At 42.7% G+C, this 14,232-nt stretch carries 13 protein-coding genes; 6 read left to right on the top strand and 7 right to left on the bottom strand.

Features of this window, described 5'->3' with window-relative positions:
* The first annotated feature begins 168 nt into the window (after nucleotides 1-168).
* Nucleotides 169-1,011, top strand: a complete 843-nt coding sequence (gene focA / locus L3V77_RS06690) for a formate transporter FocA (protein ID WP_275136307.1) — start codon at nucleotides 169-171, stop codon at nucleotides 1,009-1,011.
* 179 nt (nucleotides 1,012-1,190) lie between these two features.
* Here the strand turns inward: focA and L3V77_RS06695 are convergent, their stop codons facing one another.
* Nucleotides 1,191-1,976 carry an ABC transporter permease gene (locus L3V77_RS06695; protein WP_275136308.1) on the bottom strand — a complete coding sequence of 262 codons (786 nt, stop codon included), beginning with the start codon at nucleotides 1,974-1,976 and terminating at the stop codon, nucleotides 1,191-1,193.
* A 452-nt stretch (nucleotides 1,977-2,428) separates the two neighbouring features.
* On the opposite strand from L3V77_RS06695, the gene torE reads away from it, so the two are divergent.
* From torE to torA, 3 genes are read left to right on the top strand one after another with little or no spacing between them, the layout of a single operon-like run.
* Entirely contained in the window at nucleotides 2,429-2,605 is a 177-nt protein-coding gene (gene torE / locus L3V77_RS06700; protein ID WP_195702968.1) for a trimethylamine N-oxide reductase system protein TorE, read from the top strand.
* 42 nt (nucleotides 2,606-2,647) lie between these two features.
* Nucleotides 2,648-3,832 carry a pentaheme c-type cytochrome TorC gene (gene torC, locus L3V77_RS06705; protein WP_275136309.1) on the top strand — a complete coding sequence of 395 codons (1,185 nt, stop codon included), beginning with the start codon at nucleotides 2,648-2,650 and terminating at the stop codon, nucleotides 3,830-3,832.
* 18 nt (nucleotides 3,833-3,850) lie between these two features.
* Nucleotides 3,851-6,313, top strand: coding sequence for a trimethylamine-N-oxide reductase TorA (gene torA, locus L3V77_RS06710; RefSeq protein WP_275136310.1), 2,463 nt, complete (start codon nucleotides 3,851-3,853; stop codon nucleotides 6,311-6,313).
* Nucleotides 6,314-6,405: 92 nt separating this feature from the next.
* On the opposite strand, the gene L3V77_RS06715 is transcribed toward torA, so the two are convergent.
* On the bottom strand, nucleotides 6,406-7,119 hold the full coding sequence (locus L3V77_RS06715) for a DUF2057 family protein (protein WP_275136311.1): 714 nt from the start codon (nucleotides 7,117-7,119) through the stop codon (nucleotides 6,406-6,408).
* Nucleotides 7,120-7,358: 239 nt separating this feature from the next.
* Between L3V77_RS06715 and L3V77_RS06720 the strand changes: the two genes are divergently transcribed.
* Together L3V77_RS06720 and L3V77_RS06725 are read left to right on the top strand one after the other, a co-directional pair.
* Nucleotides 7,359-8,264, top strand: a complete 906-nt coding sequence (locus L3V77_RS06720) for a manganese-dependent inorganic pyrophosphatase (protein ID WP_275136312.1) — start codon at nucleotides 7,359-7,361, stop codon at nucleotides 8,262-8,264.
* 85 nt (nucleotides 8,265-8,349) lie between these two features.
* The gene (locus L3V77_RS06725) at nucleotides 8,350-8,748 is read left to right on the top strand and encodes a DUF2750 domain-containing protein (RefSeq protein WP_275136313.1); all 399 of its coding nucleotides are present in this window, start codon (nucleotides 8,350-8,352) and stop codon (nucleotides 8,746-8,748) included.
* A 119-nt stretch (nucleotides 8,749-8,867) separates the two neighbouring features.
* Here the strand turns inward: L3V77_RS06725 and L3V77_RS06730 are convergent, their stop codons facing one another.
* The 5 genes from L3V77_RS06730 to L3V77_RS06750 are packed head-to-tail and all read right to left on the bottom strand — an operon-like array spanning nucleotide 8,868 to nucleotide 14,113.
* The gene (locus L3V77_RS06730) at nucleotides 8,868-9,665 is read right to left on the bottom strand and encodes an ATP-binding cassette domain-containing protein (RefSeq protein WP_275136314.1); all 798 of its coding nucleotides are present in this window, start codon (nucleotides 9,663-9,665) and stop codon (nucleotides 8,868-8,870) included.
* Nucleotides 9,665-10,657, bottom strand: coding sequence for an oligopeptide/dipeptide ABC transporter ATP-binding protein (locus tag L3V77_RS06735; RefSeq protein WP_275136315.1), 993 nt, complete (start codon nucleotides 10,655-10,657; stop codon nucleotides 9,665-9,667). The genes L3V77_RS06730 and L3V77_RS06735 overlap by 1 nt, the downstream gene beginning before the upstream one ends.
* The gene (locus tag L3V77_RS06740) at nucleotides 10,657-11,544 is read right to left on the bottom strand and encodes an ABC transporter permease subunit (protein ID WP_275136316.1); all 888 of its coding nucleotides are present in this window, start codon (nucleotides 11,542-11,544) and stop codon (nucleotides 10,657-10,659) included. The genes L3V77_RS06735 and L3V77_RS06740 overlap by 1 nt, the downstream gene beginning before the upstream one ends.
* A complete protein-coding gene (locus L3V77_RS06745) occupies nucleotides 11,531-12,493 on the bottom strand; it encodes an ABC transporter permease subunit (RefSeq protein ID WP_275136317.1) in 963 nt (320 codons plus the stop codon). Before L3V77_RS06745 ends, L3V77_RS06740 begins: the two co-directional genes overlap by 14 nt.
* The gene (locus L3V77_RS06750; protein WP_275136709.1) at nucleotides 12,494-14,113 is read right to left on the bottom strand and encodes an ABC transporter substrate-binding protein; all 1,620 of its coding nucleotides are present in this window, start codon (nucleotides 14,111-14,113) and stop codon (nucleotides 12,494-12,496) included. It lies immediately after the preceding gene.
* Nucleotides 14,114-14,232: the final 119 nt, after the last annotated feature.

Raw genomic sequence — 14,232 nt, forward strand, 5'->3', positions numbered from 1 at the left:
GAAAGCACCTGCCTTAGGATATAGCTAAAAACAATAAAGAACATCACCTTTATAGCTGGAATGAAGCCCCATATAAAATAAATTTGGCGAAGCTATAATTCGGCTTGAAATGTGAGCTAGATCATAGGAATATCCGCGTATTATTTGAGTAACCCAGAGAACATTGAAATGAATATGAATCAATTTGATTCATTATTACCGCCTCAAATGGCAGAAAAAGCGGCAGAAGCGGGGGTTGGGAAAGCAACGAAAGACCCAATGAAATCTTTTTTATTGGCAATTACTGCTGGTATCCATATTGGTATTGCATTTGTTTTTTACACCACGGTTACCACAGGTACTGAATCAGTTCCGTATGGATACAGCCATTTCATTGGTGGGTTGGCATTCAGCCTCGGTCTCATACTTGTTATTATCACTGGTGGAGAGTTATTCACCAGTTCTGTACTTACATTAGTAGCGCACGCAAGTGGTAAGATTACTTGGCGTAGTTTGATATCTAATTGGTGTGTGGTTTATTCAGGCAACCTCATCGGTGCACTTGGTTTAGTGGCAATCATGTTGGTGGCTAAACAGTATACCTTTGACCATGGAGCTGTCGGTATTAACGCAATGAAAATTGCGCAACATAAACTTCACCATGGTTTTTTCCAAGCGATTGCACTAGGGATAATGTGCAATGTACTCGTGTGTGTAGCGGTGTGGATGACGTTTAGTGGCCGAAGCCTTACTGATAAAATTATGGTGACCGTGTTACCGGTTGCCATGTTTGTGTCATCGGGATTTGAACACTGTATTGCGAACATGTTTCAAGTACCGATGGCGATAGGTATAAAGATGTTTGCTAACCCTGAATTTTGGCAGGCTGCAGGCACAACTGCGGCAGAATTTTCTGATTTAACCTTAACCAATTTTATAATCAATAATCTGATACCTGTCACCATAGGAAACATTATTGGTGGAGGAATTTTTGTTGGTATGGGGTATTGGTTGATCTATCTACGAGATTAACAACTAACCAGTATTTTGATTTATCTGCAAGGCCAGCATGAGAATGCTGGCCTTTTTATGTCAAATGGGTATAAAAAAATAACCAATAGAACTCAATCATACAAGTGTTTATCCACAATATCTGTGGATAAAATGTGAAACACTAATGAGAATGAGCTTTTCATAAGCGCAAGCTATTTTTAAAGAAATTTCACCCTCACCCTACCTTCTTTAGTAAGGGTCTTTTTTAAGCTCAATTGAAGCGTAATTGTTATTGAAATGGACATCATGACAAAGATAGCGATCAAAATTATCATCTGGTATTTGATGGCAATCATTGGGCTAGTGCCGCCTAATATTTGCCCTGTCATCATACCCGGAAGTGTAACGACCCCAGTTGTCGCCATAGAGGCAAGGATTGGTGCTAGGGATTTTTGCATCGCGACACGAACAAAAGGGATAGACGCGTACTGTGGTGAGGCACCTAGAGAGATAGCCGCTTCGTATTCAGATTTACGTTGTTCAAATGCATCATACAGATTTTGCAGTGCGACGATATTCCCACTCAAACTATTGCCAAGTAGCATTCCAGACAGAGGGATAATGTATTGGGCACTATATAAAGGCGTTGGTTGAATGATGGCGAAAGTTAGAATAAAAAGTAGGGGGGTCAACCCTATCAATAAACCCGTTAAAACCGGTAAAAATAACAGCCTTACAGGTAGCTTAGCTTTCGTGATTATCGCGTTACTTCCGATAACGACCATGACGCTTAACCATAATAAATTGAGTAATAGGTTATTGGTCTGAAATACGAATTCTAAATAGATGCCTACTAATACAAGTTGGACGGCCATTCTAATGGTGGCGGTTACCATATCCTTCATCAATTCCAGTTGATACCGATGATTAATATACAAAGGTACAAGAAGCACAAGAGAGAAGAGCGAAAGCTGTATCCAAGAAATATCTAAGGCTGTCTGCATGGCTGTTTTTATCAAATAGGAGGTGATGATTAGCATACCGCATTTTGAAATCAACGGTGGTTATTTACTGTATATTCTTGTAGTAACTTTACAAATTGATAACATTTCAAACATCAAAATAGGCGGACTCAAACCTTTATATTACCGCCAATATCTATCGATATTAAGTAAAAACCAACAAATAATAATGAATTTTCACTCGAGTTAATCCCCTTCTATCGCAAAATAAACCGATATTATTTTTACATATCCGTTTACATCTATTCACATAAAATATTAATAAAACACATCTTCGTTTTACATCAAAAAAGCCGCGAATAACTTGGTGTACAAGGCCTAAGGTTATTGAAGCAAACATTTTAATGGGATTAAAATTTATAATAACAAATGAATTGTTGTTCGATAATCTCGGACATTGATTGGCTGATATTAGTTACATAGCGAGTAAATGTATGAAAAATGTTAACAAAAGCATGGATGGCGAAACCAGATCTCTGGAGTGGAAGTCTTTTCTTATTATATCCGTGGTTCTGTTTCCTGTTTTAAGCGTTGCCCTAGTCGGCGGTTACGGATTTTTAATTTGGTTTATGCAAGTCTTTTTCATGGGGCCTCCGGGCATTCACGGTTAATACTTTTCTCCTTTTAAACACTCAATTTTTAGAGAACCAAATATGATTGCCTTAATTAAAAAACTTTGGACAACCATGACGCGACCAGCGTTGCATATTAGCTTGGGCGTGTTAACGCTAGGCGGCTTTATCGCCGGTGTAATTTTTTGGGGTGGATTCAATACTGCGCTCGAAGCAACCAATACTGAAGAGTTCTGCATCAGTTGCCACACGATGGAGGAAAATGTGTACAAGGAGCTTCAAGAAACCGTTCACTGGAAAAATAACTCTGGTGTACGTGCAACCTGTCCAGATTGCCATGTTCCTCACGAGTGGACAGACAAGATTGCGCGCAAAATGCAGGCATCTAAAGAAGTCTTCGCTCAGGTATTTGGTAATTATGACGAGCCTGGCGTATTTGAAGAGCGTCGTAAAGCACTGGCACAGCATGAGTGGGACAGATTCTCAGCGAATGGCTCTCTAGAGTGTAAAAACTGCCATAACTATGACTCGATGGATTTCGACTCAATGTCCCCGGCTGCGCAAACACAGATGAAATTAGCGGCAGAAAAAGATCAAAGTTGCATTGATTGCCATAAAGGTATTGCACACAAATTGCCAGAAGGTATGAATGGCGCCGGCGATATGATGGAAGCATTGGAAGAAATCGCAACCGAGACCAACTATGACATTGGCCAAAGTATTACTACGATAAGACATCTGGCGCTCTTTGAAGATTCGTCAATGACCGTTGATGCTGGAAAAATAATGCCCGCATCGAGCGCGACTATCGTCGCTCAAGAGGGGGATGCGATTCAAATACAAATAGAAGGCTGGCGTAAAGCTCGCGGATTTGCGCGCGTAATCCAAGAGGAATTTGGTATGAATATTGGTGTTGCTTCATTGACGAAGGCGGCGGCAAAAAATAAGAAAATCATCAAGAAACATGAAAAGAAAGTGGATGATCTAACGGGTCTGCCTTGGCAACGAGTCACGGCGAAACTCTGGATGAAGAAAGAAACCGCAATCAATAGCATTGATCCAATTTGGGAAAAAGCCAAAGTCGCGTATCAATCAAACTGCTCTACTTGTCATTCGCAACCAGAAGAGGGTCACTTCGATACGAATACTTGGCCTGGCATGTTCAACGGGATGCTGGCATTCGTAAATTTCGATACGGATACCGAAGCCCTCATCTTAAAATATTTACAAAAACACTCTTCAGATTTCTCTGAAGATAGCCATTAAGCTTTAAGGAGTAACCCTATGACTATAACAAGAAGAAGCTTTCTTAAGGGTGCAGCAGCAACGAGCGCTGTATCTGTAATTGGTCCTAGTTTGTTAATGTCAGCAAAAGCAAGCGCTGCGGATGCTGGTACATGGAAAACAACTGGGTCACACTGGGGCGCATTTCGCGCACTAGTACAAGACGGTAAAGTGCAAGAGATCAAGCCACTTGAGCTAGACAAGCACCCAACCGAAATGCTCAACGGCATAAAAGGGATCATTTATAGCCCTTCACGTGTACGTTACCCAATGATACGTCTAGATTGGCTTAAGAAACACAAATATGCAGCCGATACACGTGGTAACAACCGTTTTGTTCGTGTTAGCTGGGATGAGGCTATCGACCACTTCTACAATGAGTTAGAACGCGTTCAGAAAGACTACGGCCCTTGGGCTCTTCATGCTGGTCAAACTGGTTGGCGTCAAACGGGTCAGGTTCACTCTTCTGGTAACCACATGCAACGCGCGGTTGCAATGCATGGCAACTTTATTAAGAAAGTCGGTGACTACTCGACAGGGGCTGGCCAAACTATCCTACCTTATGTTTTAGGTTCAACAGAGGTATACGCTCAAGGTACCTCTTGGTCAGAGATCTTAGAGAACAGTGACAACATTATTCTTTGGGCGAACGATCCAGTTAAGAATCTTCAAGTTGGTTGGAACTGTGAAACTCACGAGTCATTTGAGTATCTCGATCAACTGAAAGAAAAAGTAGCGAAAGGTGATATTAACCTTATATCGGTTGACCCAGTTAAGAACAAATCACAACGTTTCTTCAACAATGACCACATGTATATTCATCCGCAAACAGATGTTCCATTTATGTTAGCGCTTGCACATACTTTGTATAAAGAAGAGCTCTACGATGAAGACTTTGTCGACACGTACTGCTTAGGCTTTGAAGAGTTCATTGCTTATGTAAACGGTGAAACAAAAGATAAAGTAGAAAAAACGCCAGAATGGGCGGCGGAAATATGTGGCATCAGTGCAGACAAGATTCGTGAGTTCGCACGTATGTTGACAAATGGTCGGACCCAGCTTCTATTTGGTTGGTCAATCCAACGTCAGCAACACGGTGAGCAACCGTATTGGATGGGCGCTGTTTTAGCCGCAATGCTTGGTCAAGTTGGTCTGCCTGGTGGTGGTGTTTCTTATGGTCACCATTACAGTTCTATTGGTGTTCCTTCAACTGAATTTGCAAGTCCGGGTAGCTTCCCTCGTAACCCAGAACAAGGCACAAAGCCAAAATGGGACAATAACGATTTTAATGGCTACAGCAATGTCATTCCGGTTGCTCGTTGGATTGATTGCTTGACCGATCCGGGCAAAGAGATTCGCCACAATGGTAATATGGTTAAACTTCCGGGTTACAAGATGATGGTTATCTCCGGTTGCAACCCATGGCATCACCATCAAGACCGTAACAATATGAAGAAAGCGTTCCAAAATCTTCAAACAGTTGTAACGGTAGATTTTGCGTGGACAGCAAGTTGTCGTTTCTCCGATATCGTTCTTCCCGCTTGTACGCAATGGGAACGTAATGATTTAGATGGATACGGTTCATATTCTAAGCGTGGGTTAGTCGCCATGCATAAATTGGTTGAGCCACTATTCGAATCGAAATCTGATTTCGATATTATGACTGAGCTGACCAAACGCTTTGGTCGTGATAAAGAATATACTCGCGGCATGAATGAGATGCAGTGGGTGCAACATCTATATAGCGAATGTCGTAAGGCGAATACGGGTAAATTTGAGCTGCCTGAATTTGATGCGTTCTGGGAAAAAGGGTATTTCGATGCGGGCAAAGGTAAACCTTGGGTTCGCCATGCGGCATTCCGTGATGACCCTGAAACCAATGCGTTAGGTACGCCTTCCGGTTTCTTAGAAATTTCTAGTCGTAAGATTGGTCGTTTTGGTTATGAAGAGTGTCAAGAACACCCAATGTGGTTTGAGAAAAGTGAACGTTCACATGGTGGTCCGGGCTCAGATAAACACCCGTACTGGTTACAGTCTTGTCACCCTGATAAGCGTCTTCACTCACAAATGTGTGAGTCTGAGGAGATAAGATCAACCTACGCAGTTAATGGTCGAGAGCCTATCTACCTCAATCCTGAAGATGCAAAAGCGAAAGGCATCAAAGACGGTGATATGGTAAGGGTATTTAACGAGCGTGGTCAGCTTCTTGCTGGTGCTGTGTTGATGGACTCTTATGCTCAAGGCGTGGTTCGTATCGAAGAGGGTGCATGGTATGGTCCTGCTAACGAAAAGGTGGGTTCTATCGATACCTATGGCGATCCAAATACGTTGACTCAAGATATTCCTGCATCAGAATTGTCTCAAGCGACGTCAGCGAACACATGTTTGGTTGATTTTGAGAAGTTTGTAGGTGAGTTACCACCAGTAACCTCGTTTGGCGGTCCGATCGAGATGAAAGCGTAAATAAGTCATTCATTGTTTAAGTGACATGAAAATGCCGACCTTTTATAGGTCGGCATTTTTTATATGAATGTGTGGTTTCATAATCAAAGTGTTTATTGATTGATATAGGCTCTAAAGCGCGCCTTGGTTTCCGGTGTCGCTTTGTCATACCAAAAATGGAGCATTTCTTCGGCGGTGTCCGCGCTCGATGAGTGAGACGATGGTGGCGACGACGGTGTTATCTCTACAACGGCTCCAGTCGCGATGGCTGTGGCTGTACCGACGGCAATCATTGGGGAGCTTGAGGTGTGGTTAGTCACTGAGGCATTGTTATTCGAAATCGAAGCTGGTCCACCTGAAGCGTTGTAATCTTGTGTTTCCTTTACGTAGTCTCGACCGATCTGCATGCCGTCAATTCGTAGGCTATCCTCGGTTTTTTCAATAACTTGTTGGTTATCGGTATCGATAAGAGCCCAGGTGACATCATCGATGTTTTTTTCCGCTTCTGTGGCATTTCTGAATTCCGGGAACACGAAGGTGAGTTTGGTATTAATTGCGGTGAATTTTACGATAATAACCGGTGTATCAACGCGCGTATAGTTGTCACCTCTGGTATAGGTATAACTGTATCTAAAGGCAATTTGGTTTTCCCCGTCAGGCAGTGTTGCTGTCTGTTTGGACGAAAAGAGGCTGCTGTTTACCTTTGCTTTCGCTCCATTTATAACCAACAAATCTAGGTTCGAGTCTGCTATCAATTCAATAGTAGAAAATGCAGGTAAACTTACACAACTCATTAACGCGGATAGAATAATGGCTATATGTTTCATTTGGTCTGTTTTCCAATGGTTTAGGGTCGACGGATATACACGTAATATCGTTAATAATAGTCATAATACCGCGTGCTTGTTTCACCTGAAGTAGAATTTGTATAAAATGAGTAACAAGTAGTAAGAATTATTTACAATCAACCCAATGACAAATTCTAAAAATCAGGTAAAGTATTCGTCATTAAAGGAAGGTCAAATAAGACTTTAATCCTCATTTATAAACTTGTATAGGATATAACATGATTCAAGTTGTCGGTCATAAGAACCCAGATAGTGATAGCATTTGTAGTGCATTAGTTGCCACCGAATTACTAAGAGCTCGTGGGCTAGAAGCAAACCCAATTCGCTTAGGTGAACTCAATCGCGAAACTCAATACATTCTTGAGCAAGCAGGAGTAGAAGCACCAGAATTGCGTACAAGTGTAGCGGGAGAAAAAGTATGGCTGGTCGATTACACGGATGTTTCTCAAGCACCAGACGACATCAATGAAGCCGAGATTATAGGCATTGTTGACCATCATCGTTTAGGTGATGTTATGACGATAAACCCGTTGGAAGCTTGGATTTGGCCAGTAGGTTGTACCTGTACTATCTTATATAACCTTCTAAAAATGGAAGAAGTAACGATTACTCGTGAAATGGCAACGCTCATGATGTCAGCAATCTTGTCTGATACTGTGGGTTTCGCTTCACCAACCTGTACTCAGAAAGACAAAGACGCGGTTGAGGCTCTTGCCGTATACGCAGAAGTGACAAATTTAGATACATTTATTAAAAACCTATTGATAGCAAAAACAGATATCAAAGGCCTTAATGCATCTCAATTGGTTGAAAAAGATCTTAAAGCGTATCCGTTTTTAGGCAAAAATGTCGTTGTTGGTCAGATTGAACTAGCAACACTCGAGCAAGTCGACGGTATGATTACTGCAATTGAAGATGACCTTCAACGTCGTTGCGATGAAGAAGGTTTGTCATTTGCAGCGGTAATGCTTACCGACATCACTTCAGCTACGACTCGCTTATTATTCAAAGGTGAATGGGCGGATAAGCTGGTTAAGCATGAAAAAGATGGCATGCTCATGATGGAAAACACGTTGAGTCGTAAGAAGCAAGGTTGGCCTTGGCTTCAGAACGAGCTTTTATAACGGCGTTAATAAAAAGCGATGTAAAGGCGAGGGTGTAAACCTTCGCTTTTTTTGATCGTAAACCCTAAAAATATCTAAGGTATGTATGACTGATAAACGTGATAGCGGTAAGTTGAAAGAGATAAACAGTATGGACGCTGATCAGCGAATGAAATATTGCATTAAAGAGATCGCTTCTAGTCGTTGCGTGTGGATTCTTAGAGATGAACACGGATGTGTCATGCTAAATACAGATGATGAAGATTGTGTACCTGTATGGCCAAATGAAGAGTTTGCGACAGAATGGGCGACCGGTGAATGGGAACATTGTACTGCTGAAAGTATTTCTATCAACAAGTGGCATAGCCGTTGGACGCGTGGATTAGAAGACGATGAGTTGGCTATTGTTGTCTTCCCTAATATCAATGAAGAAGGCGTTGTGCTTTATCCGGATGAGTTTGATTCAGAACTGAAAAAACAAGCCCAGAAACTAGATAGAAAATAATACCAAAGAGCATTTTATTTCTTAGCTCTACAACTCAAATGAAAGAAGTTGTAGAGTTAATCTGGTTCTCGTTCCCCTTCGCATTATAGAAGGGGTTTCAATGGTCCAACTATGCTGTGTTACGAACATCTCTTATAGTTCGGGGCTTTATAGAAGTGACTTTCAACTAACCGTTGAGTAACCGGATGTTCTGGACGAGTTAAAACCTGACTACTTTCACCATATTCCACCACATCCCCTTCGTGCATCACCATTACTTTATCAGTGATGTGTTTGATAATGCCAATATGCTGTGATGCATAAACAAATGAAACCCCCATCTCATCTTGAAGCTCGAGAAAAAGGTTGATGATTTGAGAGCGCATAGCCATATCTAAACCATTTAGTGCTTCATCAGCGATAATAATGGAAGGTTGTAAGATTAAGGCTCGGGCAAGGCATACGCGTTGTTTTTGCCCGGCGGCCAACATCTGAGGATAGAAATAAGCGTGCTCTGGGAGCAATCCAACACGTACCAAGGTATTCTTGACTCGGCTCATGCGTGCCTCTGGTGACATCTCCGTGTTACGTCGTAGCGGTCCTTCTAGAATTCTGCCAATTTGAATCCTTGGATTGAGAGAGCTATTAGGATCTTGAAATATCATACGGATAAGTTTACAGCGTGTAGAGTAGTCCCCATGTTCTAGCTTATCACCATTGACTCTAATCTCACCACTCGTTGGTTCGCAAACCCCTGCCAGCATCTTGGCTAGAGTGGACTTGCCAGAACCATTTTGACCAATTAGTCCGAGGGTTTGTCCTGCTTCTAAGGTAAAGCTTAACGGCTTTACCGATTGTTGAATTTTTTTTGAAAATAACCCAGAACGCGTGACAAATTGCTTGGACAGACCATTAACCTCAAGAAGGGATTCGTTCATTATTTGGTCTCCGTATTAAGCGGGAAATGGCATGAGTATTTATGGCCCTTTATTTTTCTAGAGTACGGAATCTCGACACACTGCCTCTGTGCATACGGACAACGTGGGCCGAGTCGGCAACCAATAGGAAGATGCTGGAGTGCAGGAATAGAGCCCGGTAAAGATTGAAGTTTCTGCTTGTGAGGTATCCAGTTACTAAAGTCCGGCATCGCTTTCAATAGTGCAATGGTATAGGGGTGCTTTGGTGCTTTGAGGATCTGTTCGGTAGCGGCGGATTCGACAGATTGTCCACAGTACATTACTGTGATTCGAGTTGCCCACTGCGTTATTGTCGTCAAGTCGTGTCCAATGAGCAATATGGTCGTGTTGTGCACCTGATTCATACGACTCAGTAAGCGCAATATTTGCGATTGAGTAATGGGGTCTAAATCATTGGTTGGTTCATCGGCGATCAACAGTCGAGGCTTCGCCGCAATAGCCATCGCTATCATGACCTTCTGGCATTCTCCATCGGTAAGCTCATAGGGGTAGCTACTCATAACACGCTTGTGATCCTTGATACCCACTTTATGAAGCAAAGCTGTTGCCTGCTTCTTACGCCATTTCAAGCGCTGCCACCATCGACCCTGAAAGGTTTTGGAAGGGATAGATTCGGCGAGTTGGCTACCCACGGCTTCTGATGGGTCAAGACAGGTAGAGGGTTCTTGAAAGATCATCGCGACATCTTTGGCAATGACCTTACGCCGTTCCTTTGGCGTCAATTGTAGCAAGTCGACGTCACCAAATCGCATTCGGTCAGCGCTTACACGCCAATTGTCTTTGCAGATACCGACGATAGCTTTCGCGACTAAACTTTTTCCGGAACCTGATTCACCGACTAAACCGCGTATATCCCCTTCTTGGATTGTAAGACTCATTCTATCCACAGCCTTGACGAGCCCGTGCGGTGTTTCAATTTCTATAGTTAGGTGCCTAAAATCAAGTAATGGCATTATTCAACCCCTGCATTTAACGCTTGTCGAATGCCTTCGCCAACCAAATTAATGACGATAACTGTAAACATAATTGCGAGTCCCGGTAGTGTTACCGTCCAAGGCGCTAGATAGATCAACTCGACAGAGTCCCCTAATATTGCGCCCCACTCCGTACTAGGAGCTTGGGCACCTAACCCCAAAAACCCGAGGGCAGTGATATCCATAATGGCCAGTGTCAGCGCCATCGTTACTTCTGCGGCGATGATGGCAAGGATATTTGGAAAGACAGAATTGAGTAATAAATATAAGTCATTGGCACCATCAAGGCGAGCCGCCATGATGTAATCTTTTTCAAGCTCAGCGTGAATCGCAGTGTAGATGGAACGGATAAATCTAGGAATCAATGCCAAACCAATCGCGAGCATAATATTGAACTCACCAAACCCTAAAAAGGCCACGAATATAATGGCTAATAAAAGTGAAGGGATGGACATGACGGTATCAAGCAGATGGTTCAGGGTACTGGACAGTAAGCCACGAGTCATACCAGCCAAAATACCGATACTGCTACCAATTAGGCCAGCAATGATTGTCACTAGAATTGAAGCACCAAATGTATACTGAGAGCCCGTCAATATTCGGGAAAGTATGTCTCGTCCCAAATCATCGGTACCTAAGAAGTATTCAATACTGCCTTCTGTCGCCCAAGAGGGAGGGACAAGTAAATGTCCTGTTTGGAGGTTTGGATCATGTGGAGCAATCCACTGTGCCGTGATTGTAATTAACACCACTAGGATAAGGCACCACATTCCAAACATCGCTAAACTATTGCTTCGATAGCTTTTAGCAAAGCGTTCAAACTGAGTGGGAATATGCTCTTCTTGATAGATGCTATTGGTTAACATACCACTCTTTCCTTACCAATGGGTTTGATAGCGTACCAAGTAAATCAGACAATATATTGGCAGATAATACAAAGGAAGCGACCACCATTACACCCGCTTGAATGGAAGCGTAGTCTTGATTGGCTAGTGCGTTTAGCAACCACCTACCAATCCCCGGCCAGTTAAAAATCGACTCTGTTATAATGGCAAACGTAATCATACTAGAGAGCTGAACACCGAGTGTTGGAAAAATGGGAGGTAGTGCATTTCTAAAAACGTGTTCGGTGATAATTTCACGTTTCGACAAACCTTTAATTCTTGCCGCGCGAATGTAGTTTTGCGTCATTACTTCCGCAACAGAGGCGCGCATTATTTGCACAATTTGCGTGGTTGGTGCGAGTGCGAGTACCAAACACGGTAACACCAGATGTTCCAATACGCTTTGTAACGCTTCCGCCTTGTAATGATGGTCAGATAAGAAGGCATCTATTATGGCAAACCCGGTGACATGCTTGATCTCATATAACAGGTCATATCGACCTGAGACGGGAAGTAACCCCAGATCTAATGAGAAGAACATAATCAACAAAAGGGCGACCCAAAACAGAGGCGCAGAGTAGCCAGACATGGAAGTAAATGAGATTATCGTATCGATCATTTTGCCTTGTCGCATTCCGGCAATGGTCCCAAAAGGGATACCGATAAAAAGCGCGAGCATAAAGGAGATAAATACAAGTTCCAATGTAGCAGGAAATACCACCACGATATCGTCAATGATAGGATAACCTTGCTTATTTAGGCCGAAGTTGAGATTCCACAGCTCCTGAACATAGTGCGACCATCCTTGCAGATAACTCAAGTGAGCCCAGGGTGATTCTGCGTCTAAGCGAAGAATACTGAAACCAACAAAGGTCAGCATAATTAAGGTTATCGCAAAGAGATTAAAGCGACGAATAGTATAACGAAACATCTACTTGACTCTCCTTACTTTGTGAAAGCTCTGAGAACTGAATGGGCTGGAACCAAATCCAGTTAACGATTGGTGATAAGCTAAAAACTGAGCACCATGAGCAAGTGGAATGACAGGCATTTCTTCATTCATCATATATTGCGCTTCTTTGTATAAGTTTAGTCTGTATCTCTCTTGATTGGTCTCTTTTGCCAAATCTAATAAAAAATCAAAGTCTGGATTACACCACATCGACACATTTAATCCTGATTCCTCTGCACGACACGACAACAGCGGACGTAAGAAATTATCGGGGTCACCAGTACTGGCGTTCCATCCAGTGAGAATCAAATCAATGTCAGTATGTTCTGCCAGTTCCGTACGGTTAAAGCGGTCACTGGTGAAAAGTTTCAACTCAATCCCTATGTCAGCATAATTGGCCTGGATCAGCTCTGCTGTTTTTCTCGGGCTCGGATTATATGGGCTTGCTTCTAACGGGACCCACATTGAAAGCTGAAGACCTTGTAAGTAGCCGGCTTCTCTAAGCAACCCGACCGCGTAATTTTTATCGTATCTTATCTGCATCGCGTCTTTTTGATACGCCCAAGAGCTGGGTGGTAATAATGAATAAGCTTGTTCACCCGTTCCAAAATAAACAGCATCTAAGATGCTCTTTCGGTTAATAGACAAACTCAACGCCTTTCTTACTCTCGGATCACTGAGTGCAGGATGGTCGGTATTAATGGCGATAAACGAGACGTTCATGGATGGCTTGGCCTCTAGTATCAAATCATCATGTTGCTTGATAATAGGGATCTGACTAGAAAGCGGCGTATAGAGAACATCACATTCTCTGCGCAATAGCTTCGCAAGAGGGCCTGTTCCACGAGATGATATATCAAATACTACTTGCTCAAGTTCTGGTTCACCTTGCCAGTACTGTTTGTGCTTTTTAAGTCGAACGAGATCACCGACTTGATACTCGGCCAAATAAAATGGGCCCGTACCGACAGGGAATTCATCGATAAGGTTTTTTTCGTCTTTGATCTCTAGTTGCTGCGCATATTCACGGGAAAGAATAACGGAGTGAGTAGTCGATATATTAGACAGAAAGGTATTGTCTGCTTTTGTTAAAGTAAATCTTACCGTTAGAGGGTCTATGGCTTCAACACTCTTAACGAGATTACTGAAGCCAATGCTTTCGAACCATGGGTAGCTTGCATTGCCAACAAAATGAAATGAATGGTTTGGAGCGATTAATCGGTTAAAACTGAACACGACATCAGAGGCGTCTAGGGTTCTTGTCGGGGTGAACCAATCCGTATGCTGAAATTCGACACTGTCTTTGAGCTTGAACGTATATTCTGTTCCGTCATCGTTGATATGCCAAGAAGAGGCAATGTTGGCCTTCGGCTTTAGAGTGACAGGATCTAACGTTAATAACGAATCGTAGATTTGTGGGCTTAGCGAGTCAGCGGTAATACCACCTTCAACGAGTTGTGGGTTGAAGGAGTTTAGTGCGCTATGTCCACAAGAGACAAAACCATGTTTGCGAATTTCGTCGTGATCAATACTGTCGCTACACCCAACCAATAATCCTATACTGAAGAATCCTGCGGTGAACTTTAAAAATGCTTTCATAGAAAGAGCTATCATTGATTGAGAACGGGCAAACAAAAGATGCCGAAAGATCTGCATAATTTAACACCTTTTCTTTAGGCAGACCAATTCTTTAGGGTACGTAAATAACAAACCGGAAA

Origin of the sequence: Vibrio sp. DW001, from assembly GCF_029016285.1 — a bacterium.
In the GTDB taxonomy this organism is placed as follows: domain Bacteria; phylum Pseudomonadota; class Gammaproteobacteria; order Enterobacterales; family Vibrionaceae; genus Vibrio.